The 23,415-nt window shown below is 63.0% G+C and carries 22 protein-coding genes; 11 read left to right on the top strand and 11 right to left on the bottom strand.

Annotation, left to right across the window (positions count from 1 at the left end):
* Positions 1–160 precede the first annotated feature (160 nt).
* The 4 genes from ACLRDN_RS11110 (at position 161) to ACLRDN_RS11095 (ending at position 5,057) form a co-directional block, all read left to right on the top strand.
* Entirely contained in the window at positions 161–1,624 is a 1,464-nt protein-coding gene (locus tag ACLRDN_RS11110; RefSeq protein WP_413460057.1) for an efflux transporter outer membrane subunit, read from the top strand.
* Positions 1,621–3,825, top strand: a complete 2,205-nt coding sequence (locus ACLRDN_RS11105; RefSeq protein WP_413460056.1) for an FUSC family protein — start codon at positions 1,621–1,623, stop codon at positions 3,823–3,825. Before ACLRDN_RS11110 ends, ACLRDN_RS11105 begins: the two co-directional genes overlap by 4 nt.
* Positions 3,815–4,015: a DUF1656 domain-containing protein gene (locus ACLRDN_RS11100; protein ID WP_088753796.1), complete on the top strand. Its 201-nt coding sequence runs from the start codon at positions 3,815–3,817 to the stop codon at positions 4,013–4,015. Before ACLRDN_RS11105 ends, ACLRDN_RS11100 begins: the two co-directional genes overlap by 11 nt.
* Before the next feature lie 67 nt (positions 4,016–4,082).
* Positions 4,083–5,057, top strand: coding sequence for an HlyD family secretion protein (locus tag ACLRDN_RS11095; protein WP_134222228.1), 975 nt, complete (start codon positions 4,083–4,085; stop codon positions 5,055–5,057).
* 55 nt (positions 5,058–5,112) lie between these two features.
* Here the strand turns inward: ACLRDN_RS11095 and ACLRDN_RS11090 are convergent, their stop codons facing one another.
* The 9 genes from ACLRDN_RS11090 to thrC all read right to left on the bottom strand — a co-directional run bounded on the left by ACLRDN_RS11090 (position 5,113) and on the right by thrC (position 13,710).
* Complete coding sequence (locus ACLRDN_RS11090) at positions 5,113–5,298, bottom strand: helix-turn-helix domain-containing protein (protein ID WP_413460055.1); 186 nt, start codon at positions 5,296–5,298, stop codon at positions 5,113–5,115.
* Between the two features lie 263 nt (positions 5,299–5,561).
* Complete coding sequence (locus ACLRDN_RS11085) at positions 5,562–6,908, bottom strand: Nramp family divalent metal transporter (RefSeq protein ID WP_039788388.1); 1,347 nt, start codon at positions 6,906–6,908, stop codon at positions 5,562–5,564.
* Positions 6,909–6,972: 64 nt separating this feature from the next.
* Positions 6,973–7,425: a molybdopterin synthase catalytic subunit MoaE gene (gene moaE, locus ACLRDN_RS11080; protein WP_121039821.1), complete on the bottom strand. Its 453-nt coding sequence runs from the start codon at positions 7,423–7,425 to the stop codon at positions 6,973–6,975.
* Between the two features lie 67 nt (positions 7,426–7,492).
* Entirely contained in the window at positions 7,493–8,863 is a 1,371-nt protein-coding gene (locus ACLRDN_RS11075) for a gluconate:H+ symporter (RefSeq protein WP_287019655.1), read from the bottom strand.
* 131 nt (positions 8,864–8,994) lie between these two features.
* The gene (locus ACLRDN_RS11070) at positions 8,995–9,648 is read right to left on the bottom strand and encodes a class I SAM-dependent methyltransferase (RefSeq protein WP_413460054.1); all 654 of its coding nucleotides are present in this window, start codon (positions 9,646–9,648) and stop codon (positions 8,995–8,997) included.
* A 1-nt stretch (position 9,649) separates the two neighbouring features.
* Entirely contained in the window at positions 9,650–9,907 is a 258-nt protein-coding gene (moaD, locus tag ACLRDN_RS11065; protein WP_413460053.1) for a molybdopterin converting factor subunit 1, read from the bottom strand.
* A 29-nt stretch (positions 9,908–9,936) separates the two neighbouring features.
* Entirely contained in the window at positions 9,937–10,779 is an 843-nt protein-coding gene (locus ACLRDN_RS11060; protein ID WP_413460052.1) for a DUF817 domain-containing protein, read from the bottom strand.
* 16 nt (positions 10,780–10,795) lie between these two features.
* A complete protein-coding gene (gene glp / locus ACLRDN_RS11055; protein WP_413460051.1) occupies positions 10,796–12,085 on the bottom strand; it encodes a gephyrin-like molybdotransferase Glp in 1,290 nt (429 codons plus the stop codon).
* Positions 12,086–12,249: 164 nt separating this feature from the next.
* Positions 12,250–13,710 (bottom strand): threonine synthase, encoded by a 1,461-nt coding sequence (gene thrC / locus ACLRDN_RS11050; RefSeq protein ID WP_413460050.1) that lies wholly within the window; start codon positions 13,708–13,710, stop codon positions 12,250–12,252.
* Between the two features lie 331 nt (positions 13,711–14,041).
* On the opposite strand from thrC, the gene ACLRDN_RS11045 reads away from it, so the two are divergent.
* Positions 14,042–14,479, top strand: coding sequence for a surface-adhesin E family protein (locus ACLRDN_RS11045; RefSeq protein WP_413460049.1), 438 nt, complete (start codon positions 14,042–14,044; stop codon positions 14,477–14,479).
* Positions 14,480–14,569: 90 nt separating this feature from the next.
* On the opposite strand, the gene ACLRDN_RS11040 is transcribed toward ACLRDN_RS11045, so the two are convergent.
* Complete coding sequence (locus ACLRDN_RS11040; protein ID WP_413460048.1) at positions 14,570–15,880, bottom strand: homoserine dehydrogenase; 1,311 nt, start codon at positions 15,878–15,880, stop codon at positions 14,570–14,572.
* 72 nt (positions 15,881–15,952) lie between these two features.
* Complete coding sequence (locus ACLRDN_RS11035) at positions 15,953–17,182, bottom strand: pyridoxal phosphate-dependent aminotransferase (protein WP_088753784.1); 1,230 nt, start codon at positions 17,180–17,182, stop codon at positions 15,953–15,955.
* 389 nt (positions 17,183–17,571) lie between these two features.
* On the opposite strand from ACLRDN_RS11035, the gene ACLRDN_RS11030 reads away from it, so the two are divergent.
* From ACLRDN_RS11030 to ACLRDN_RS11005, 6 genes are all read left to right on the top strand, one after another.
* Positions 17,572–17,952: an Mth938-like domain-containing protein gene (locus ACLRDN_RS11030; RefSeq protein ID WP_413460047.1), complete on the top strand. Its 381-nt coding sequence runs from the start codon at positions 17,572–17,574 to the stop codon at positions 17,950–17,952.
* A gap of 56 nt (positions 17,953–18,008) precedes the next feature.
* Positions 18,009–19,736, top strand: a complete 1,728-nt coding sequence (locus tag ACLRDN_RS11025; protein ID WP_413460046.1) for a glycosyltransferase family 39 protein — start codon at positions 18,009–18,011, stop codon at positions 19,734–19,736.
* Positions 19,733–20,104, top strand: a complete 372-nt coding sequence (locus ACLRDN_RS11020) for an EamA family transporter (RefSeq protein WP_413460045.1) — start codon at positions 19,733–19,735, stop codon at positions 20,102–20,104. The genes ACLRDN_RS11025 and ACLRDN_RS11020 overlap by 4 nt, the downstream gene beginning before the upstream one ends.
* Before the next feature lie 96 nt (positions 20,105–20,200).
* Positions 20,201–21,322 carry a DegT/DnrJ/EryC1/StrS family aminotransferase gene (locus ACLRDN_RS11015; protein ID WP_413460044.1) on the top strand — a complete coding sequence of 374 codons (1,122 nt, stop codon included), beginning with the start codon at positions 20,201–20,203 and terminating at the stop codon, positions 21,320–21,322.
* Positions 21,323–21,527: 205 nt separating this feature from the next.
* Complete coding sequence (locus ACLRDN_RS11010) at positions 21,528–22,484, top strand: glycosyltransferase (protein WP_413460043.1); 957 nt, start codon at positions 21,528–21,530, stop codon at positions 22,482–22,484.
* Entirely contained in the window at positions 22,481–23,398 is a 918-nt protein-coding gene (locus tag ACLRDN_RS11005; RefSeq protein ID WP_413460042.1) for a formyltransferase, read from the top strand. Before ACLRDN_RS11010 ends, ACLRDN_RS11005 begins: the two co-directional genes overlap by 4 nt.
* The last annotated feature ends 17 nt before the right edge of the window (positions 23,399–23,415 follow it).

The following is a 23,415-nucleotide window of genomic DNA, read 5'->3' as shown; positions in this document are numbered from 1 at the left end:
TGCAACAGACGCAATGCGCCATGCCAGCATTGTTACCCAGAACGAAGCAATGATTATTACCAAATCCGATATAAACCTTTGCGAAATACCGTATTTTTTTTGAAATAATTACAAAATAGAATACGTTACTTCTGATATTTGCACATTTTTGGGTAATTCCATGACACGTATCGCCTTCTCCAAGCTGCCCGCACTGACCGTCGTTGCGCTCTCGCTGACAATGGCCGGTTGTGCCGACCAGGGCGGCATCCAGCCGCAGGCGCAGGTGCGCGACGTGGCCGTGCTCGACGCCGGCCAGGCCATCCGCCAGGCGGCCAGCCAAGCCGGCTGGCCGCAGCGCGCCTGGTGGCAAGCGTATGGCGATGCGCAACTGAACCAGCTGGTGACCCGGGCCGTGGCCGGCAACCCGAGCATGGCGGTAGCCGCCGCCCGTGTGCGCCAGGCGCAGTCGATGGCCGTCGTCGCCCATGCCGGTGAATTGCCCAGTGCCCAGCTGGATGTGTCGGTGGGCCGCAAGGACTGGTCCGACAACGTCTATTACGGCGCGGCCTTCCGCGACAAGCTGACCTGGAACAATACCGCGACCCTGGGTCTTTCCTATAACGTCGACCTGTGGGACCGCAACAAGAACACCACCCTGCGTGCCGAGGATGAAATGCACGCCGTGGCCGCCGACGCCCGTGCCGCCCAGCTTGACCTGGAAGGCAATGTGGTGCGCACCTACGTGCAACTGGCGCTGCAGTACGGCCTGCTGGACAACACCGAGGCCATGCTCAAGGAAGAACAGAAGATCCTCGACCTGGCCCAGCGCCGCTTCAAGGGCGGCCTCGGTACCCAGCTGGAAATCACCCAGGCCGAATCCCCCCTGCCGGAAACCCGCCGCCAGATGGAAGCCCTGCAGGAAAACATTGCCCTGATCCGCAATCAGCTGGCCGCGCTGCTGGGCGCCGGCCCCGGTGCCGCCGACGGCATCACGCGGCCAGCCATGCAATTGCAGACCGCCCTGGGCCTGCCCAGCGCACTGCCGGCCGACCTGGTGGGCCGCCGCCCCGACATCAGCGCCGCTCGCTGGCGCGTGGAAGCGGCTGCCAAGGGGATCTCGGTGGCCAAGGCGGCCTTCTATCCCAACATCAACCTGCTGGCCGGCATTGGCCCGGCAGCGGCTGGCGGCGGGCTGTTCTCGTTCCTCTCCGCCCCCAACCTGCAAACCACCTATGGTCCGGCGATCTCGCTGCCCATTTTCGAGGGCGGACGCCTGCGTGGCCAGCTGGGTGCAGCCAGTGCCGGCTATGACATCGAGGTGGAGCACTACAACGCCCTGCTCTCGCAAGCCTTGAAAGGCATCTCCGACCAGGTCGTGACCCTGCAGTCGGTGGCGCGCCAGCAGAAGCAGGCACAGGAATCGGTGCAGGCGGCGCAGAAAAACGTCGACATCGCCACCCGCGCCTACCAGCGTGGCCTGACCGACTATCTCAACATCCTGCAGGCGCAGACCCAATGGCTGCGCCAGCAACAGATCGTGCAGCAATTGCAGGCACAGCGCCTGTCTGCCTTTGCCGCCCTGCAGACCGCACTGGGCGGCGGCATCGAGGATGAAGCACCGGCCAAGGTGGCGGCAAAATGAATACCCCTGCCCTTTCCATCAAAGCCCAGTTGCGCGAGGCCGCCACCGACTGGTGGCGCAGCGATGCGCCGACCTGGGTCTATGTCTTCAAAATGGTCTTTGCCGGCTTGCTGGCGCTGGGCATCGGTTATGGCCTGGACCTGGAGTCGCCGCGCTCGGCGCTCATTACCGTGTTCATCGTCATGCAGCCGCAAAGCGGCATGATCCTGGCCAAGAGCTTCTATCGCGTCATCGGTACGCTGGTCGGTTCGGCCGCCGTGGTGGTCTTCGTCGGCCTGTTTGCCCAGACCCCGGAACTGTTCCTGCTGGCCTCGGCGCTGTGGATCGGGCTGTGTACCGTGGGCTCGGCCCATAACCGAAATTTCCGTTCCTATGGCTTCGTGCTCTCCGGCTATACGGTGGCCCTGATCGGCCTGCCCTCGGCCCTGCACCCTGCCGTCACCTTCGATTCGGTGATGACGCGGGTCAGCGAGATCATGGTCGGCATCGTCTGCGTGGGCCTGGTCAGCGCATTGGTGTTGCCGCAGGCCAGCGCCCCCGGGCTGGTGCGCATCATCCGCGGCCGCTTCACCGCCTTCGTCGACCTGATCAGCGCGACGCTGGGCGGCACCGCCGACCGCAAGCAGCTCGAAGCCACCAATGCCCGCTTCGTGGGCGACATCATCGGCCTGGAGGCCATGCGCAGCTCGGCCATCTTCGAGGATCCCGAAGTGCGCCTGCGCAGTGGCCGTCTCTCCCGCATGAACAGCGAGTTCATGGCCTTGTCGACCCGCGTGCATGCGCTGCACCAGCTGATGAACCGCTTGCACGACAATCCGGCGCCGAGTGCCCGGGTGGTGATCGAAGCCATTTCTCCCTACTACCGCGAAGTGCAGCCCCTGCTCACCCGCGCCAGCGGCGAGCCGGTCATGAGTGCGCTGGACGCCGCCGACGCGGCCCTGAAGCTGGATGCCTACAAGCTTGAACTGCCGCGCCGCGTGCGGGCCACGCGCAATACGCTCTCCGAGCAGTGCCAGAGCGACAGCGCCATGCTGGACTTCGATACGGCCTCTGAACTGCTCTATCGCGTCATTGAGGAACTGCACGCCTACACGCTGACCTATGCCTCGCTGACCCAGCGCCACCACGAGCGCGAGCAATGGGAGCACTCCTATGCGCCCAAGACCAGCATGACCACCGCCTTGATCGCCGGTGCCCGCGCCGCCATCGTGATGCTGGCCCTGGCCGCGTTCTGGATCGTCAGCGGCTGGCCCAGCGGCGACGTGGCCGTGCTCAATGCAGCGGCCTTCTGCGCCATTACCTCGGCCGCGCCCGATCCGGCCAAGGCGACCCGCACGGTAGCCATCGGCGTGCTGTTTGCGGCGGTAGCCGGCTACTTCTATACCTTCCATATCCTGCCGCGCCTGGATGGCTACTGGATGCTGGCCAGCGCGCTGATGCCGGTACTGATGCTGGCCGTCTACCTGACGACCCGTCCCGCTTATGCAGGTTACGGCCTGGGAATCTGCATTTTCTTCCCCTTCCTGGCGGTGCCGGACAATTTTGCACACTTCAATGCGGCCGGTTATCTGAACGAGTCCGTGGCGCTGGTGGTGTCGCTGATCGTGACAGCGGTCGCCTTCATGCTGCTCTTGCCGCCGACCACCGACTGGACCGTGCGCGTGCTGGAAAAGCAGTTGCGCAAACAAGTGGTCGATGCCTGCTTCGGCAAGCTGGCTCATCTGGCCTTGAAGTTCGAAAGCGGCACCCGCGACCTGATGCACCAGATCACCATGTTCACCAGCAGCCGCCCGCTGCTGCGCCAGAAGGCGCTGGGCTGGATGTTTGCCACGCTGGAAGTGGGCCACGCCATCATCGAACTGCGCAGCGAATTGCACGGCATCCGCACCGAAACGCCGGATCTGTTGCCGCCCCCGGCCTACGCCGCCCTGGACCGGCTGCGCGAGGCCATCCCGGCACTCTTTGCCCGGCCTTCGGCGGCCACCCTGGCCACTGCGCTGGCCGCCAACGATGCCACCATCGCCGAAGTCCAGGCCGCCATCGGCCCGCATTACCGCGAGCGCAGCGAACGCCATCGCCTGCAGCGCACCTTGAGTTACCTGCATTTCATCCGTACCGCCCTGCTGGACGAGCAATCACCGCTGCACACCATGCGCGCCGGGGGCCAGAACAACACAACGGGAGCCCGCCATGCCACGTGAGATTTCCTTCTTCGACGCCTATATTCCGACCGTCCTGCTGCTGGCGGTGGTAGCCGCCGTGCTGGCCATGCTGGCCGACCGCGTGCTGGTGCGCTTCGGCTTCTACGAGCTGACCTGGCACCCTGCCTTGTTCCGGGTCAGCCTGTTCGTCTGCCTGGCGGCCTTGCTGGGGCTAGCGGTGTATCGCTAGCGCACCGCCATTGCTTGCGTACTCATCCCTTACGAAAAGATAAAGAAACAATCAGGAGTAGTTCATCATGCCGGTCAAATCGATCTTCCGCGTTCTCATCACCACGGCCATCTTCCTGCTGGCCATCCTGCTGGCCTGGAGCCTGTGGCAGCACTACATGCATTCGCCCTGGACCCGTGACGGCCGCGTGCGCGCCGACGTGGTCAATATCGCCCCCGATGTCTCGGGCCAGGTGGTGGCCTTGCCGGTACGTGACAACCAGCTGGTCAAGAAAGGCGACCTGCTGATGGAAATCGACCCGGCCCGCTACACGCTGGCGCTGCAGCAGGCGGAGGCTGCCGTCACGGCCCGCAAGGCCGATCTGGATGTGCGCAAGGCGGAAGTGGAAGCGCGCCGTGCCGACCTGAACATGCGCCGTGCGCAAGCCCGCCGCCGTGCCGATGTGGATGCGCTGGTGGTTTCGCGCGAAGCCCGCGAAGATGCCGGCAGCCAGGTCACCGCCTCGCAAGCCCAGCTGGAAGCCGCCCAGGCCCAATTCCAGGGAGCGCAGGCGCAATACCAGGCCGCGTTGTCGCAGCGGGACACGGCCAAGCTGAACCTGGAACGCACCAAGGTCTTCTCGCCCGTGGATGGCTACATCACCAACCTGAGCGTGCGCCGGGGCGACTATGCGGCCGCCGGTGCAGCCAAGATCGCGGTGATCGACAGCCATTCCTTCTGGGTCTATGCCTACTTCGAAGAAACCAAGCTGCCGCTCCTGTCCATCGGCGACCGCGCCAAGATCCAGCTGATCAACGGCGCCTCCATGGAAGGCCACGTCGACAGCATCGCCCGCGGCATCTATGACCGCGACAACCCGCAGAGCCGCGAACTGACGGCCGACGTCAACCCGACCTTCAACTGGGTACGCCTGGCCCAGCGCATCCCGGTGCGCATTCACCTGGACAAGGTGCCGGAAAACGTCTTGCTGGCCTCGGGGCTGACCTGCACGGTGGTGCTGGAGCCGGGCAGCGGCAAGCAGCAGGCGGTGGCAAAGAATTGATGACGTTGCAATGAGATGAAACGATGAGGCGACCTGGTGACAGGTCGCCTTTTTTTTACGGACGCTTGCGCATGACGGCGCCGACGCACATGCCGACCGGCTTGAGCAGCTTGTCGGCCGTGGCCAGGGTGGGACTGGACGCACCCCGTTCGATGTCCTGCAGGGTGCGGGCCGATACGCCGCATACCTTGGCATATTCGGCGATGGTCAGACGCAAGGTGGTGCGGATCTTGCGAACCACGGCCGGCACCGGCAACGTGGGATCGGCAGCCAGTTCATCGCGCGGCGCTTTTCCATCTGCTCGATGGCGCTCAGGGGCTTGAAGCGTTTGTCCATTCAGAGCGCTTTTGGGTTGATGGCAGCCCAGTCAATGCGCACAGGGGAATTCTGCCAAACAGCCTCAATTGAAATTGAGCGGAAAATCATCATTTCCTCACTTTAATATCACTATTAGCGACGAAAAATTGACTAATAGTGATAGTTTGGTGTGGAAGTAGACCTTTTTCAGTCCGCAAACACCTGCCACACCAGCCACACATTGGCCGCCGAAATGGTCACGAAGAGCAGCCAGGCCAATGCGCTCACCCACCAGCGGTTGACCAGGTCGCCCATCAGATCGCGGCGGCTGGTGAGGCGGATCAGCGGATACATGGCAAAGGGCAGCTGCAGCGACAGCACCACCTGGCTGGCGACCAGCAGCTTGCCTACCGAGTGCGGTCCCAGCGTGAGCACGCCGATCAGCGCCGGCACCAGGGCCAGCGCGCGGGTGATGACGCGGCGCTGCCAGCAAGGAATCTTCAGTTTCAGGAAACCTTCCATGATGACCTGTCCGGCAATGGTGCCGGTGAAAGTCGAACTCTGTCCGGAAGCGAACAAGCCCACGCCAAACAGAATGGCCGCCATGGCCGACCCGGTGATCGGGTCCAGCAGGTGGTAGGCCTGATCGAGCTCGGCAACCTGCGTATTGCCGCTCTTGTGGAAGGCCGAGGCCGCCAGGATCAGGATGGTGGCGTTGATGACCATGGCGATCAGCAGCGACACCGTGGTATCGACCCGCGTATAGCGCACCGCCTCCAGCAGCGAGGCCGGATCGCGCTGCACGCTGCGGGTCTGGACGATGGAGGAATGCAGGTAGAGATTGTGCGGCATCACCGTGGCCCCGATGATGCCGATGGCCAGATACAGCGGTTCGCGGCTGGAAATGGCCTGCAGCGAGGGGACGAAACCCTGCATCACCTCATGCCAGTCCGCCTTGACGAAAGCCAGTTGCGCCAGCAGGCAGGCAGCGATGGTGATGACCAGGCCCAGGATGATGGCTTCGACCTGACGGAATCCCCTGCCCTTCAAGCCCAGCACGATCAGCGTATCCAGCGCGGTCAGCAGCACGCCCACCGGCAACGACACCCCCAGCAGCAGGTTGAAGGCCAGCGCGCAGCCCAGCACCTCGGCCAGGTCGCAGGCGATGATGGAAAGTTCGGCCAGCACCCACATGCCCTTGCCCACGGCCGGCGGATAGTGCTCGCGCGAATGCACCGCCAGATCCTTGCCGGTAGCGATGCCCAGCCGCGCGCACAGGCATTGCAGCACGATGGCAGCCAGGCTGGAGAGCATCACAACGAACAGCAGCTGATAACCGAACTGCGAACCCGCCTGGATGGACGTGGCCCAGTTGCCCGGATCCATGTAGCCGATCGACACCAGCAGCCCGGGGCCGACGTAGATGCGCAGCTTCTGCCAAACAGAAGCACCACGCGGCACGTTGACGGTACCGGCAACTTCGGAAGGACAGAACGGTGCCGTGGCCGTCGTGGGCAGACCCGGGATACGGGGAAAGCGGAAAGTGAATGGCAAGACGAAAATCCCCCTGTGTGCCGTTGATGGCGTCGCCGGGATCAGTGTCCCGGGCGATGCTGACTTATTGCGCCCACTTGGCCAGCGCCGTGTCGTCGCTCTCGCGGGCATCGACCCAGCGGGCACCGTCAGGCGTTTGTTCTTTCTTCCAGAACGGGGCCTGGGTCTTGAGGTAATCCATGATGAATTCGCAGGCGGCAAAGGCTTCGCCCCGATGCGGTGAAGTCACCGCCACCAGCACGATCTGCTCGCGCGGCTGCATCGGGCCGACGCGATGAATCACCAGCGCATCGAAGATGGGCCAGCGTGCCTTGGCTTGTTCCACGATCTGCTCCAGGGCACGCTCGGTCATGGCCGGATAATGTTCCAGTTCCATCTCCGAGACCGCCGCGCCATCGTTGAGATCGCGCACGGTGCCCACGAAACTGACTACGGCGCCGACGCGCGGATTGGCCAGGCGCAACTGGGCCACTTCAGTGGAAAGATCGAAATCGGCAGTCTGGACGCGGACGGGCATGGTTCAACAGGAAATGAATGCAGGCTGCGATTCTACCAGCGCCAGCCCGCCCGCGAGTGCAGCGGCATTACACCAGCAGTCCCCACAGCAGCAGCGTCATGCCCAGCCCGATCACCGAAACCAGGGTCTGGATCACCGACCAGGTAGCCAGGGTCTGCTTCAGGTTCAGGCCGAAGTATTCCTTGACCATCCAGAAGCCGGCGTCATTGACGTGGCAGAAGAACACCGAGCCGGCACCAATGGCCAGCGCCATGAGCGAATTGTGGGTGGCAGAGAGGCCCGCCACCAAGGGCGCTACGATACCGGCCGTAGCTGTCGTTGCGACAGTGGCCGAACCGGTGGCCTGGCGCAGCGCCACGGCAATGATCCAGGCCAGCAGGATCAGCGGCATGTGGGTGCCATCGGCGATCTTGGTGATGGTGTCGCTGATGCCAGCCGACAGCAGGGTCTGCTTCAGTCCGCCACCCGCGCCGATGGTCAGCAACAGACCTGCGATGGGCGGCAAGGCGCGGCGCAGCGTGGCACCGACTTCAAAGCGGCTGCTGCCCTGCCCCCAGCCCAGTACCACCACGGCAAACAGCACCGTCACGGTCAGCGCGATGATGGGTTCGCCGAAGAAATTGAGCATCTCAAACAGCTCGGTCTTGGGCGTGACCCAGATGCGCGCCACGGTGCGGCCCAGCATCAGCACCACCGGCAGCAGGATGGTCACCAGCGCCACCAGGAAGCTGGGCTGCGACTGGCCTTCACGGGCGCTGAACAGTTTGCCGATCTGGTCCGGTTCGGCCAGGTTCAGGCGCGGCGCGATGAAGTTGCCGTACAGGGGACCGGCGATGATCACGGCCGGGATGGCCACGATGAAGCCCAGCAGCATGGTCGTGCCCAGGTCGGCATGCAGGGCGGACACGGCGATCAGCGGGCCCGGATGCGGCGGCAGCAGCGCGTGCAGCGTGGTCATGCCGGCCAGTGCAGGAATGGCCACGCGCAGGATGGGCAGTTCGGAACGGCGTGCCATGACGAAGATGATCGGGGCCATCATCACCAGCCCCACCTCGAAGAACAGCGGCAGGCCGACCACCAGCGCCACCAGCGCCATCATCCAGGGGATGATGCTGCCGCGCGCATAGCGCAGCAGGGTATTGACGATGCGGTCGGCTGCGCCCGATTCGGCCATGAGCGCACCCAGCATGGCCCCCAGGGCGATGATGATGCCGGCTTCGCCGAGCAGGCTGCCGGCCCCTTTGCTGAAGGCTTTGGCGATGTCTTCCAGCGGCAAGCCGGCACCGATGCCGGCCACGAAGGTACCGATGAGGATGGACAGGAAAGGTGCGATGGACAGGAAACTGATCAGCACCACGATGGTGACCAGTGCCGCCAGCGTCACCAGCAGCAACTGCGTGTCCTGGGCCGCCCAGGCGGCCAGATGGGTCGAAATCAAGATAGATCCTTCTACAGGTGTGGATGAATGCGCATCGCTTCATTGAACGATGTCTTTTGCACCCCCTCCGCAGACCTGTTTGGCGCAGGCCTGGTCTCCTCCCAAAGAATCGGGATTCCGAATGTCCGATCTCAGCCCGCTGGATGCGGGTCTTCCGTCTTTTGCCAGACGCTGGCCAGCCACGGCTGCTGCTCGCGCGGCAAACCGTCAGGGCGGTAATAATGCCGCAATTCAACGAAGCCTGCTGGCAGCAGGTAGCCACGCCAGCCTTCCAGGCTATGCCAGACGCCATAACGCGGACCGCTCCAGCCCTCCAGATCATTGCCGCGCGGATTGGAACTGAAGAGGATGCCGCCCGGCTTCAGGCTGGCGTGCAACTGTCCCAGCACGCGCGGCAAATGGGCCGCCGGCACATGGAACAGCGAGGCATTGGCAAAGATGCCGTCGAAGCGCGCCACCGGCAGATCCAGTTGCAGGAAGTCCTGGTGCAGGACTTCGCAGCCGCTGGCCGCTCGTGCCATGTCGACGAACTCGGCAGTGCCGTCCAGGCCCACTGCCACGTGGCCGCGCCGGGTAAATTCGATCAGGTCGCGGCCCGGGCCACAGCCGACATCGAGGATCGTGAACGGTCCCTGCCCGGCCTCTCCCGCCCTGGCGTGCAATGCATCGAGCAGGGCCGCCATGTTCTGGCTGACGTCATGGTCCCAGGTCCCTTCGCGAAAGCTTTCGGCATGGCTGCTGTAATGCGCAATCGTGCCGGCTACGGGATCGCGGCGGGGGCTCACCTCAGCCTCCAGTGACGGGCGGGAAGAAGGCCACTTCGCCGCCATCGACGATTTCGGTATCGGCCTCGGTCATTTCATGGTCGTAGGCCATGCGCAGGTTCTTTTCCGGTCCGAGCACCTCGGCCCAGATGCCGCCCCGCTCCATCAGGAAGGCACGCACGTCGCCGACGGTCTTGACGCTGTCGGGCAGTTCGATGATTTCCTGCGAGGTCTGCAGGGCTTCGCGCACGCTGGCGAAGAAACGAAGTTCGATTTTCATGGAATTTCCTTGAGGGTGGCAGCAGCCCCTTAGTGGGCGATATGAATCTTGCTGCGGATATGCTTGAGGTGCACCACGATGGTAAAGGTCATCATGACCAAAAGCGACCAGGCACTCCACTTGCCCAGGTGCACGGTGGACCAGGCCCCCATCTGGTTGGGGTAGCGCCAGATGCCGAAGAAGGTACTGATGTTCTCGGCCAGCCAGATGAAGAATCCGATCAGCAGGAACGCCAGCAGCAGCGGCATCTTGCGATCGCGGTCCAGCGGACGGAACAGCACCGTGGAGCGCGCATACAGGCCCAGCGCGCAGGCCGCCAGGTACCAGCGGTAGTCACCGATGTAGTGATGGGTGAAGAAATTGACGTAAATCAGCAAGGCGATCAGGGTCGCCATCCAGTAAGGCGGATGATGCTGGATGCGCAGGTCGAACAGCCGCCAGGCCTGGATGATGTAGCTGCCAACGGCGGCATACATGAAGCCGGAGAACAGCGGCACCCCGAACAGCTTGGTATAGGCGAAGTCAGGATAGCTCCACGACTGGATCGCCCCCGAGGTCTTGAACACCTCCAGCGCAAAACCGACCACGTGGAAGACGCTGATCGCCTTGAGTTCGGCGATGGTCTCGATGCGGGTCGATACCATCCAGACCTGCACCAGCAAAGCGAAGAGCAATAAGGCGTCATAGCGCGGAATGCCGAACAGACCGGCGCGCGGCATCAGGAACACGGCCGCAAAGAACAGCCCCGCGAACAGGCAGCAGCGCGCCTCCTTGAGGCCGAACATGAGGAACTCCAGCACGAAGCGCCGCCAGCCGGTGGCTTCCCTGGGAATGCTGCTGCTCAGGTACTGATCGATTTTCGCCAGTCTCATCGATGCTCCGCTGCGTTCAGTTCAGCAGGTGATCGAAGGCCAGGAACTGCACCGTGTCGCCGACGGCAATGGTCTGCCCCGGCGGATTGTCAATCAGGCCATCCGCCCAGGCAGTCGAGGTCAGCACTGCCGACCCTTGGCTGGGGAACAGATCCAGTCCGCCCTGGGCATTGCGGCGCACGCGCAGGAATTCCTGGCGGCGGTCAGCGCGCGGCCAGTCGAAGTCGGCGCGCATGGCCACCGGTTGGGGCAGCACCGCTTCGCGCGGCAAGCCTTGCAGACGCAAGATGAAGGGCCGCACGAAGAGCAGGAAGGTCACGAAAGAGGACACCGGATTGCCCGGCAACCCCAGGAAGAAAGCTTCACTTGCCTGTTCTCCCGCCCCTGGCCCGCGGCGCACCTGGCCGAAGGCCAGCGGCTTGCCAGGCTTCATGGCGATCTGCCACATGTTGATGCGGCCCTCGGCTTCGACAGCAGGCTTCACATGGTCTTCTTCCCCCACCGAGACGCCGCCGCTGGTGATGATGAGGTCGTGCCCGTGCGCGGCCTCGCGCAGGGTCTGGCGGGTCGCCTCCAGACTGTCTGGCACGATGCCGAAGTCGCTGACCTGGCAGCCCAGTTTCTGCAACAGGCCGCGCAGCAGGAATCGATTGGAGTTGTAGATGCCGCCCGGCTTCAGGGGCTGGCCGGGCATGGTCAGTTCATCGCCCGTGAAGAACACCGCCACGCGCACCGGCCGCAGCACCTGCAGCTGCGCCTGTCCGATGGAGGCCGCCAGCCCCAGTTCCTGCGGGCGCAGGCGGGTACCGGCGGCGAGGATGGTGCTGCCCTGGCGGATGTCTTCACCGATCATGCGCACCCACTCACCGCTCCTGGGAACATGGCGGATCACCACGTGCTCTCCTTCGGTCTCGCAGGCTTCCTGCATGACAACGGCGTCGGCACCTTGCGGCATCATCGCGCCGGTAAAGATGCGCGCCGCCGTCCCCGGTTCCAGCGGCTGGCCCACGTGGCCCGCCGGAATGCGCTGCGATACGCGCAGGCGCGCCTGGCCCGATACGCAATCCGCCGCCCGCACGGCGTAGCCATCCATCTGCGAATTGTCCATGCCGGGCACGTCGATGGAGGCCGTCACGGGCGCAGCCAGCACGCGTCCACACGCCTCCAGCGTATCGACGGTCTCGCTCTCCACCACCGGCACGGCGGCCGACAACAAGGTATCGAGCGCCTGGTTGACGCTTTGCATGGGCGGGCGGGCCGGCTTGTCGGATGAGGGGGCAGCGGAAGGAGTGGGCGTGGAGGACATGGCAGGCCTGACGGAGAAGATCGAAGTTCGGGACAAGGGTGAAGCGTTGTTTTCTGGTCGATACAGCGACCCGACATTCTAATGCAATCGCCGCCCGCACGCGCTCCATGAAAAACGCCGTCCGGGCCAATGGCGCGGACGGCGTAGAGATGCTAAGGCACGGCTTACAGACCGGTGTGTTCGGCCACGTAAGCCTTCACCCGGGCGGCATCGGCCGGCATCACTTCGAAGCGCTGCGGCAGCGCCTCGATGTTCTCGAAGCCCGCCGGACGGTCGGCGTCGCGGCCCAAGGCTTCGCGGATGGTTTCATTGAACTTGGCCGGCAAGGCCGTCTCCAGCACGATCATGGTCACGCCCGGCGCCAGATGCTCGCGCGCTACCTTGATGCCATCGGCGGTGTGGGTGTCGACCGTGATGCCATAGGCCTTTTCAGCGAAACGGATGGTCTCCAGACGGTCGGCGTGGGTCGACTTGCCGGAGGCAAAGCCATACTGGAGGACGCTGGCGAATTCATTGCCATCGCTGCCGGCCTGGCCGCTCAGGTCGAAGCCACCTGCGGTCTCGACCTTGTGGAACAGGGATTTGACCCGTGCGCTGTCGCGGCCCAGCAGGTCGTAGACGAAGCGCTCGAAGTTGGAGGCCTTGCTGATGTCCATGCTGGGGCTGCTGGTGTGGTAGGTCTCGGCGGACTTGCGCACGCGGTAGTGGCCGGTGCGGAAGAATTCATCGAGCACGTCGTTCTCGTTGGTGGCCACCACCAGCTTGTCGATGGGCAGGCCCATCATGCGGGCGATGTGGCCGGCGCAGATGTTGCCGAAGTTGCCCGACGGGACGGTGAAGGAGACCTTCTGGTCGTTGCTGGTCGTGGCTGCCAGGTAACCACGGAAGTAGTACACCACCTGCGCCACGACACGCGCCCAGTTGATCGAATTGACGGTGCCGATCTTCTTGGCGGCCTTGTATTCGAGATCGTTGGAGATGGCCTTGACGATGTCCTGGCAATCATCGAAGACACCCTCGACGGCCAGGTTGAAGATGTTCGGGTCCTGCAGGCTGAACATCTGCGCGGTCTGGAAGGCGCTCATCTTCTTGTGCGGCGACAGCATGAAGACGCGGATGCCCTTCTTGCCGCGCATGGCGTATTCGGCGGCGCTGCCGGTGTCACCGGAGGTAGCGCCGACGATGTTCAACTCTGCGCCCTTCTTGGCCAGCGCATATTCGAACAGGTTGCCCAGCAATTGCATGGCCATGTCCTTGAAGGCCAGCGTGGGGCCGTTGGACAGGCTTTGCAGCACCAGCTTCTTGCCGTCTTCTTCCTGCAGGGTGCGCAGCGGGGTGATCTGGCTTGCATCTTCACCGGCGCGGGTATTGCGGTAGACGTCGGCGGTATAGGTCTTGTGGGCCAGCGCCTTCAGGTCGGCTTCGGGAATGTCGGTGGCGAATTTCTTGAGCACCTCGAAGGCCAGGTCGGCATACGACAACTTGCGCCACTGGTCCAGCTCGGCACCACTGACCTGCGGATAAGTGGCCGGCAGATACAGGCCGCCGTCAGGAGCCAGGCCGCCCAGCAGGATATCGGAAAAGGAAGGAGTTGCAGCGTGACCGCGGGTGGAGACGTATTGCATGTCGATTAGGATGCGCCGGCAGGCGGCGGGAGCGTGGAATGGGAGGAAAGTCCACGATTATACGGCCAGCGGGCCTTGCACAAAAGCGCGGCATGGAAGAAAGCTGCACCTGCACAAAGGGCCAGGACGCCCAATCCCGGACTGAAGAAACAATTGTTGCACTGGATCATCATCGCGATGGCGCAAGCTGAAATAAAACGTTACCACCCTTGAAAGCCTGGCATGGCCGGGCTATGCTGCGCCACTTCGTGCAGCGCGCCGGGATGGCGGGAATGTTTGCACGCTGGCCACATCAAAGATGCACTTCAAACTCAAAAGGATGGAAAACGGCATGAACCACAAGATCAAGACCCTGCTGGCCACGGCCGGCCTGTTCGGCGCCATGATGGCGAGCCTGCCGGCGCACGCCGAAAACTGGCAATCGCTGGGCGGCTCGGATACGGCCGAACTGCTGGTGGACACCGACTCCATCGTCGACGCCAACGGCATTCGCGAGGCCTGGTCGATGTGGAACTTCAAGGAAGCGCGTCCCAACAGCGGCGACAAGGATTTCCCGGCGCTGAAGTCCTACAAGGACCTGCACCAGTACAACTGCAAGGCCGGCACCATGAAGCTGGTGCGCGAGATCATCTTCGCCGACAACGACGGCAAGGGCGACAAGCGTGACCACAGCGATGCCCTCAAGGGCATGCAGTTCGTCCAGCCCAAGTCGATGTCGGTGGGCGACGCCATGCTGCAGGCAGTCTGCGATTTCGAAGTGAAGAAATGATCATAGGGGCGTTGACCGCCCCTCCCCGACCGAAAGAAAAACGGAGCCCGCGGGCTCCGTTTTTCGTTGACGCGATGGCAGCAGGCCGGATCAGCTCAGTTCTTCAAGGCGGATCTTGGTGACCTTGCCGACCACCGTGGCCAGGGATTCGATCTTGGCAATGGCGGCCTCGATGTTCTTTTCTTGGGTCTGGTGGGTCAGCATGATGATGTCGGTCTGCTGCTCGCCTTCACCCGGCTCCTTCTGCAGCATGGCATCGATGGAGATGGTCGAGTCGGCCAGGATGCGGGTCACGTCGGCCAGCACGCCAGCCTGGTCGGCCACGCGGATGCGCAGGTAGTAGCTGGTGACCACTTCGCTCATCGGCAGCACCGGGGTATCGGCCATGGCGTTGAGCTGGAAGGCCAGCGAAGGCACGTGGTGTTCCGGATCGGCGGTCGCCAGGCGGGTGATGTCGACCAGGTCGGCGATCACGGCCGAGGCGGTCGGCTCGGAACCGGCACCCTTGCCGTAGTACAGGGCTTCACCCACGGCGTCGCCACGCACCACCACGGCGTTCATCGCACCCTCGACATTGGCGATCAGGCGCGAGGCCGGGATCAGCGTCGGGTGCACGCGCAGTTCGATGCCCTTGGCAGTCTGGCGGGTGATGCCCAAGAGCTTGATGCGGTAGCCCAGCTTCTCGGCGTAGGTGATGTCGCTGGCCTGCAGCTTGGTGATGCCTTCCACGTGGGCCTTGTCGAACTGCACCGGGATGCCGAAGGCGATCGAGGCCATGATGGTCAGCTTGTGGGCCGCGTCCACGCCTTCGATGTCGAAGGTCGGATCGGCTTCGGCGTAGCCCAGGCGCTGCGCTTCCTTCAGCACCACGTCGAAGTCCAGGCCCTTGTCGCGCATCTCGGAGAGGATGAAGTTGGTGGTGCCGTTGATGATGCCGGCCACCCACTGGATGCGGTTGGCGGTGAGGCCCTCGCGCAGGGCCTTGATGATGGGGATGCCACCAGCCACGGCCGCCTCGAAGGCCACCATGACGCCCTTTTCCTGCGCCGCCTTGAAGATTTCATTGCCATGCTTGGCGATGAGGGCCTTGTTGGCCGTGACCACGTGCTTGCCGTTGGCGATGGCCTTGAGCACCAGGTCGCGGGCGATGTCATCGCCGCCGATCAGCTCCACGACGATATCGATCTCGGGATCGTTCACCACCAGGTTGCCGTCATTGACGACCTTGACTTCTCCCTGGGTCAGTTCGGTCGCGCGGGCAGTATTGCGAGCGGCGACCATGGTAATTTCAATGCCCCGGCCTGCACGGCGCGCAATCTCTTGCTGGTTGCGCTTGAGAACATTGAAAGTACCGGAACCCACGGTGCCGATGCCGAGCAAACCTACTTTGATGGATTTCATATTGTCTTCGTGGTTGGTGAAAAATGACCGCCACGCCGCAGGCAGCGGCCGTGACGGGTACTGCAAAACGGATCAGGCCGTGCCGTGGCGGCGGCGATAGCCTTCCAGGAAGTGCGCGATGCGCCCCATTGATTCGGTCAGGTCGTCGGTGTTGGGCAGGAACACCACGCGGAAGTGGTCCGGCGTCGGACAATTGAAGCCGGTGCCCTGCACGATCAATACCTTTTCCTCGGCCAGCAGTTCGTAGGCGAATTCCTGGTCATCCTTGATCGGATAAACCTCCGGATCCAGGCGCGGGAACATGTAGAGCGCCGACTTGGGCTTCACGCAGGTCACCCCGGGAATGTCGGTCAGCAGCTTGTGGGCCAGGTCGCGTTGCTTGGTCAGGCGGCCATTGGGGGCGACCAGGTCATTGATGCTCTGGTAGCCGCCCAGCGCGGTCTGGATGGCAAACTGGCCGGGCGCATTGGCGCACAGGCGCATCGAGGCCAGCATGTTGAGGCCCTCGATGTAGTCGCGCGCATGCTTCTTCTCGCCCGAAACCACCATCCAGCCGGCACGGTAGCCACAGGAACGATAGTTCTTGGACAGGCCGTTGAAGGTGATGAACAGCACATCATCGGCCAGCGAGGCCAGCGAGGTGTGGGTATTGCCGTCGTAGAGCACCTTGTCGTAGATCTCGTCGGCCAGGATGATCAATTGGTGCTGGCGCGCCAGCTCGATGATCTCCTTCAACACCTCCACCGAATACAGCGCGCCGGTCGGGTTGTTGGGGTTGATGACGACGATGGCCTTGGTATTGGGGGTGATCTTCTTCTTGATGTCGGCGATGTCGGGCTGCCAGCCTTGCTGCTCGTCGCAGACATAATGCACCGGGGTACCGCCGGAGAGGCTCACGGCGGCCGTCCACAGCGGGTAGTCCGGCGACGGCACCAGCACTTCGTCGCCGGTGTTGAGCAGCGCATTGACGCTCATGACGATCAGTTCGGAGGCGCCATTGCCCAGGTAGATGTCATCGATGGTCACGCCCTCGATCTTCTTTTGCTGGGTGTAGTGCATGACCGACTTGCGGGGCGCGAACAGGCCCTTGGAATCGGTGTAGCCGGAGGCATTGCCCATGTTGCGGATCATGTCCTGCACGATCTCGTCGGGCGCATCGAAGCCGAACGCGGCCAGGTTGCCGATGTTGAGCTTGATGATCTTGTGGCCCTCTTCCTCCATCTGGCGCGCCTTTTCCAGCACGGGACCCCGAATGTCGTAACACACATCTGCCAGCTTCTTGGATTTCTGAATCGGTCGCACAGCTCTTCCTCTAATCGTTTGGCCACAGGCGGCGTCGGCCCCTGCCTGTCCTGTCCTGCTTCATCGGCCGCGGGCGCCGGACCGGAACCTTTATCCAGCGGCCCCCTCCATTACCACGCTTGCCGTCATTTTCCTGCACGTTTTTGCCTGCTGCAGTGCAATGTAAAGCACCTGCAAAGCGGCTTGCGGCGCTGCCTCTTGGGCTTGCCGGGAACCGGCCATTTTGCCCAAAGCTAAGCATTTTATCAATCAAATAGGCGTGCGCCGGGGTCGGAAACGGCTACAATGGCGCACTTTACGACCGCGTTGCTGCGATGCATGTCGACTTGACATCATGGCCCGGCCGTTCGCCCCGCGGGGCCGCCTGCAACCCATCCTGCCCATCTGCGATGAAGCTCCATTCGACCGAAACCAAGCAATACCAGACCGTCACCGCCTATGATGAGGACGGCGTCGAGCTCAATGCCATCCGTTTCACCAACAGCCTCTTGGTGCTGCCCGAGACCGAGCCGGTGCCCTGGCCGGTAGAGAGCTTCGAGGCGCTCACTGCCGAGCATTTCGCCCAGATCGATGCCACCGCACCGGACGTGGTCATCCTGGGCACCGGCGAGCGCCAGCGCTTCGTCCACCCCAAGCTGACCACGGTGCTGACCGCGCGCCGCATCGGCGTGGAGTGCATGGACAACCAGGCCGCCTGCCGCACCTACAACATCCTCATGGCCGAAGGGCGCAAGGTCGCCCTGGCGCTGATCATCGCGCCCCAGGCCTGACGCCGGCACCTGCCGCGACAAGAAACCCAAGAACACGCAACAAGGAACCGCTGTCAATGCGCGAACTGTACAAATCCAAGGCGTTCGTCTGGACGCTGCTCATTCTCTTCCTGCTGGTCTGGTTCTGGATGCTGGGCGCCCGTGTGCTGGTGCCCACCGACGAAGGCCGCTACGCCGAAATGGCACGCGAGATGGTGGCCACGCAAGACTGGATCACCACCCGACTGAACGGCATCAAGTACTTCGAGAAGCCGCCCCTGCAAACCTGGATGAATGCCATCACCTTCGAGCTGTTTGGCCTGGGTGAATGGCAGGCGCGCCTGTGGACGGGCCTGTGCGGCCTGCTGGGCATCGGCCTGGCGGCTTATACCGGTACCCGCGTCTTCAACGGCCGCGTCGGCTTCTATGCCGCGCTGGTGCTGGCCTCCAGCTTCTTCTGGGCGGGCATGGGCCACATCAACACGCTGGACATGGGGCTGTCGGGCATGATGACCATCGCCCTGTGCGCGCTGTTGATGGCGCAGCGCGACGGCGCCTCGCGCGAGGGCCAGCGCAACTGGATGCTCCTGTGCTGGGCCGGCATGGCGCTGGCGGTGCTCTCCAAGGGCCTGATCGGCATCGTCCTGCCGGGCGCAGTGCTGGTGCTCTATACCGTCTTCGCACGCGACTGGGCGATCTGGAAGCGCCTGCACCTGGTCAAGGGACTCATCCTGTTCTTTGCGATCTGCACTCCCTGGTTCGTGGCGGTCTCGCTGCGCAATCCCGAGTTCCCGCAGTTCTTCTTCATCCACGAGCACTTCCAGCGCTTCACCACCAAGATTCATAGCCGCACCGGCCCGTGGTACTACTTCATCCCCATCCTGGTGCTGGGCATCATTCCCTGGCTGGGCGTGTTCTTCCAGAGCCTGTGGAAAGGCACCCGCGAGCAGCGCGACACGGCCGGCTACAACAGCTTGAACGGTGGCCGCTTCCAGCCCAAGCGGATGCTGCTGGTGTGGGCGGTGTTCATCTTCGTGTTCTTCAGCATCTCGGACTCCAAGCTGCCGTCCTACATCCTGCCGATCTTCCCGGCGCTGGCCCTGCTCATTGCCTGCTACCTGGAAGAAGCGGATTACAAAGCGCTGGCCTGGGCCGGTTCGCTGGTGGCGCTGCCCTCGGCGGTGGCACTGGCCTTCATCCCGCGCGTGCCGTTGATGGCCAAGGACGCCTTCTCGCTGCCGCTCATTGAAGCGCACGTCCCCTATCTGTATGCCGCGACCCTGATCTTCTTCGTCGGCGGCATCGCCGCCATCCGCCTGGCGCGCCAGCACAAGGACTGGGCGGTGACCTCGCTGGCTGCCACCGCTCTCGTGGCGGGACAGTTGCTGATGCTGGGCCATGATCCGCAAGGGCGCTACTCGGCAGGCGTGGACTACGTCCCGGCACTGCAGGCCGAGCTCAAGCCGGAAACCCCGATCTATCTGGTCGGCCGCTATGAGCAAGCCCTGCCCTTCTACCTGCGCCGCACCATGACCCTGGTGCAGCACGCCGATGAGATGGAATTCGGCCTCAAGCAAGAACCGCAACTGTGGCTGCCGACCATTGACGCCTTCGTGGCGCAGTGGGTGGCCGACAACGCAGCGGGCAAGAAGGATATCGCCATCATCGCCCCGAACATCTATCAGCAGCTGCTCGAACGCAAGCTGCCGATGCGCCTGATCGGCCAGGACCCGCGCCGTGTCATCGTGGCCAACGATCCGGCGCCCGCACCTGCAGCTGGCGGCGAGAAGAAAGCGGCGAAATGAACCTGACGACCTTTGGCTTCATCTTCGTCGGCATATGCCTCAACGCCGTTGCACAACTGCTGCTCAAGGCCGGCACCAATGCCGTCGGCGCGATCCACCTGACGGCCGACAACTGGTTTTCCACCGGCATCAAGCTGGCCACCCAGTTGCCCATCATCGGCGGGCTGTCCTGCTACGTGATCTCGGTGGGCGTGTGGATCATCGGGCTCTCGCGCGTGGATGTGACCATCGCCTACCCCTTGCTGTCGCTGGGCTACATCATCAACGCCATCGGCGCATGGTACTTCCTGGGCGAGGCGATCTCGCTGCAGCGCCTGCTGGCCATCGGCGTGATCATCGTCGGCGTTGTCTTGCTGACCAGAAGCTGATTTACAATAACGAGTTGCCGTGCGCCCACTGCGCCGGCGCTCGCCGCGTTCGTTCGTTGGCGCCCTCCCCTGAACCTAGCCTGACCGGATTCCACCATGAGCCTGCCCTTCCTGCCGTTTGCCAAACCCACCATCGATGAAGCCACCATCACCGCTGTCGGCGAGGTGCTGCGTTCGGGCTGGATCACCAGTGGCCCCAAGGTGCAGGCATTCGAAAAGGCCTTGTCGGACTACCTGGACGGGCGCATCGTGCGCACCTTCAATTCCGGCACCTGCACCATGGAAATCGCCCTGCGCATCGCCGGCATCGGCGCGGGCGACGAAGTCATCACTACCCCGATCTCCTGGGTCGCCACCGCCAACGTGATCCTGGAAACCGGTGCCACGCCGGTGTTCGCCGACATTGATCCGGTCACGCGCAACATCGACCTGGACCGCCTGGAAGCTGCCATCACCCCGCGCACCAAGGCCATCATCCCGGTCTACCTGGCCGGCCTGCCGCTGGACATGGACCGCCTCTACGCCATCGCCGCCAAGCACAATCTGCGCGTGGTGGAAGACGCCGCCCAGGCACTGGGTTCGACCTGGAAGGGCAAGCGCATTGGCGCCTTTGGCGACTTCGTTTCCTTCAGCCTGCAAGCCAACAAGAACATCACCAGTTCCGAAGGCGGTTTCCTGGTGCTCAACAATGCCGAGGAAGCCCGCCTGGCCGAGAAATACCGCCTGCAAGGCGTAACCCGCAGCGGCTTCGACGGCCTGGAAGTCGATGTGCTGGGCGGCAAGTTCAACATGACCGACGTGGCCGCGGCCATCGGCCTGGGCCAGTTTGCCCATATCGACGCCGTCACCGCCCACCGCAAGGAACTGGCGCGCCACTATTTCGCCTGCTTCGGCAGCGATTTCGAAGCCAACTTCGGCGCCCAGCTGCCGGTGGCCGACTTCGAGAACTCCAACTGGCACATGTTCCAGCTGGTCCTGCCAGAGCGCATCACCCGCGCCGCCTTCATGGAAAAGATGATGGAAAAGCAGGTCGGCATCGGCTACCACTACCCGGCTATTCACTTGTTGAAGCTCTATCGTGAACGCGGCTTCAAGGAAGGCATGTTCCCGGTGGCCGAACGCGTCGGCCAGCGCATCGTCTCCCTGCCCATGTTCAATGCCATGAGTAAAGATGACGTTGAGCGCTCGGTTGAAACGGTAAAATCCGTGCTTGGTTGATTTTTGCGGATCATGCAAGGAATTTGACGAAATAATTCGGCATAATTCGATTTATTTGCAATTTCGCAAGTTCACAGCAGTACATTTCCCTGGCCTGAACGCCGCGATGAAGCTGATCGCGGCGCATCGGGCCTTTGATTTATGGCAGCCGATACCAATCCCTTTGTGTCGGCACCGCGTAATTCCAGCAATTTTTTGATATTTGATGAAACCAGAACTGTCCGTCGTCATCCCGGTTTACAACGAGGAATCCGGGCTCTCCAAATTGTTCGAGCGCCTCTACCCGGCGCTGGACGCCTTGGGCTACAGCTATGAAGTCATCTTCGTCAACGATGGCAGCCGCGACCGTTCGGCGGGCATCCTGGCCGAGCAATACCGGCTGCGTCCTGATGTGACGCGGGTGGTACTGTTCAACGGCAATTACGGCCAGCACATGGCCATCATGGCCGGCTTCGAAGCCACGCGAGGTGAAGTCGTGGTGACCCTGGACGCCGACCTGCAGAACCCGCCGGAAGAAATCGGCAACCTGGTGGCCAAGATACGCGAGGGCTATGACTATGTTGGCTCGATTCGCCGCAAGCGCCAGGATGCGGCGTGGCGCACCTATGCCTCCAAGGCCATGAACCGCCTGCGCGAAAAGATCACCCGCATCAAGATGACCGACCAAGGCAACATGCTGCGCGCCTATGGCCGCAACGTCATCGACCTGGTCAACCGCTGCAGCGAGGTCAATACCTTCGTGCCGGCATTGGCTTACACCTTCTCGCGCAACCCGACCGAGATCGTGGTGGAACACGAAGAACGTTCGGCCGGGGAATCGAAGTATTCCTTCTATAGCCTCATCCGCCTCAATTTCGACCTGGTGACCGGCTTCTCGCTGGTGCCGCTGCAGTTCTTCTCGCTCCTGGGCATCGGCCTGTCGTTCGCATCGGCGGCGCTGTTCATCCTCATCGTGCTGCGCCGCCTGCTGATCGGCGCCGAAGTCGGCGGCGTGTTCACCCTCTTTGCGATCACCTTCTTCCTGATGGGCGTGATCCTGTTCTCCATCGGCCTCCTGGGCGAATACATCGGCCGCATCTACATGCAGGTGCGGGCACGCCCGCGCTATGTGGTGCAGGCCATCCTTGAGAAATCCTCTTCAGAAGACAAGCAAGCCTTATGAACGCCGTCGTCTTTGCCTACCATGATGTGGGTGTCCGCTGCCTGAAGGTCTTGCTCGCCCGTGGCGTGCAGGTGTCGCTGGTGGTGACCCATGAAGACAACGCTGCCGAGAACATCTGGTTCGGCTCCGTGGCCGGCCTGTGCCGCGAACACGGCATCGCCTGCATCACCCCCGCCGACCCGCGTTCGCCGCAATTGCTGGCGCAGCTGCAGGCCTTGCAGCCGGACTTCCTCTTCAGTTTCTACTACCGCCATATGCTGCCGGTGGAAGTGCTGGCCTGCGCCCGCCGTGGTGCCTACAACATGCACGGTTCGCTGCTGCCCAAGTACCGCGGCCGTGTGCCCATCAACTGGGCGGTGCTGCATGGCGAAACCGAAACCGGCGCCACCCTGCATGAAATGACCGTCAAGCCGGATGCCGGCGCCATCGTGGCGCAGACCGCCGTGCCCATCCTGCCCGACGACACGGCGCATGAAGTTTTCGGCAAGGTCGTGGTGGCCGCCGAGATGACGCTTTGGAACGTGCTGCCGGCCATGCTGGCGGGCCAGACCCCCAACCTGCCCAACGACCTGTCGCAGGGCAGCTATTTCAGCGGCCGCAAGCCTGAAGATGGCCGCATTGACTGGCGCCGTACCGCCGGCGAAGTCCATAATCTGGTGCGCGCGGTGGCCCCGCCCTATCCCGGCGCCTTCGAGGAAATCGCGGGTGATAAAATTACGGTCACGAGAACCCGGCTGGTTCCGCCAGCGGCCCATCCTGCCCTGCAGCGGGCCCATGGTACGCAAGACAAGTTCTTCGAAGGCGGCAAGTTGTACGCCCGTTGTGGCGATGGCAACTTCCTGCAGATCCTGGGGATCCAGATCAATGATCAGGATGCTTCCCTCAACAATTACCTGAAATACATGGCCTCCTGAAGTCCGGGCCATTCACT

The sequence above is a fragment of the Herbaspirillum huttiense genome, from assembly GCF_047300815.1.
Taxonomy (GTDB): domain Bacteria; phylum Pseudomonadota; class Gammaproteobacteria; order Burkholderiales; family Burkholderiaceae_D; genus Herbaspirillum; species Herbaspirillum huttiense_A.
Note: the sequence above shows the minus strand (reverse complement) of the source record. Positions and strands in the feature narration are given on the sequence as shown.

Coding starts and splice junctions, on each gene's coding strand:
- ACLRDN_RS11015 (WP_413460044.1), top strand. CDS start 20,201: ATGAGCCTGCCCTTCCTGCCGTTTGCCAAACCCACCATCGATGAAGCC.
- ACLRDN_RS11105 (WP_413460056.1), top strand. CDS start 1,621: ATGAATACCCCTGCCCTTTCCATCAAAGCCCAGTTGCGCGAGGCCGCC.
- ACLRDN_RS11030 (WP_413460047.1), top strand. CDS start 17,572: ATGAAGCTCCATTCGACCGAAACCAAGCAATACCAGACCGTCACCGCC.
- ACLRDN_RS11110 (WP_413460057.1), top strand. CDS start 161: ATGACACGTATCGCCTTCTCCAAGCTGCCCGCACTGACCGTCGTTGCG.
- ACLRDN_RS11010 (WP_413460043.1), top strand. CDS start 21,528: ATGAAACCAGAACTGTCCGTCGTCATCCCGGTTTACAACGAGGAATCC.
- ACLRDN_RS11060 (WP_413460052.1), bottom strand. CDS start 10,779: ATGAGACTGGCGAAAATCGATCAGTACCTGAGCAGCAGCATTCCCAGG.
- ACLRDN_RS11025 (WP_413460046.1), top strand. CDS start 18,009: ATGCGCGAACTGTACAAATCCAAGGCGTTCGTCTGGACGCTGCTCATT.
- moaD (WP_413460053.1), bottom strand. CDS start 9,907: ATGAAAATCGAACTTCGTTTCTTCGCCAGCGTGCGCGAAGCCCTGCAG.
- ACLRDN_RS11100 (WP_088753796.1), top strand. CDS start 3,815: ATGCCACGTGAGATTTCCTTCTTCGACGCCTATATTCCGACCGTCCTG.
- ACLRDN_RS11095 (WP_134222228.1), top strand. CDS start 4,083: ATGCCGGTCAAATCGATCTTCCGCGTTCTCATCACCACGGCCATCTTC.
- ACLRDN_RS11045 (WP_413460049.1), top strand. CDS start 14,042: ATGAACCACAAGATCAAGACCCTGCTGGCCACGGCCGGCCTGTTCGGC.
- ACLRDN_RS11020 (WP_413460045.1), top strand. CDS start 19,733: ATGAACCTGACGACCTTTGGCTTCATCTTCGTCGGCATATGCCTCAAC.
- thrC (WP_413460050.1), bottom strand. CDS start 13,710: ATGCAATACGTCTCCACCCGCGGTCACGCTGCAACTCCTTCCTTTTCC.
- glp (WP_413460051.1), bottom strand. CDS start 12,085: ATGTCCTCCACGCCCACTCCTTCCGCTGCCCCCTCATCCGACAAGCCG.
- ACLRDN_RS11040 (WP_413460048.1), bottom strand. CDS start 15,880: ATGAAATCCATCAAAGTAGGTTTGCTCGGCATCGGCACCGTGGGTTCC.
- moaE (WP_121039821.1), bottom strand. CDS start 7,425: ATGCCCGTCCGCGTCCAGACTGCCGATTTCGATCTTTCCACTGAAGTG.
- ACLRDN_RS11005 (WP_413460042.1), top strand. CDS start 22,481: ATGAACGCCGTCGTCTTTGCCTACCATGATGTGGGTGTCCGCTGCCTG.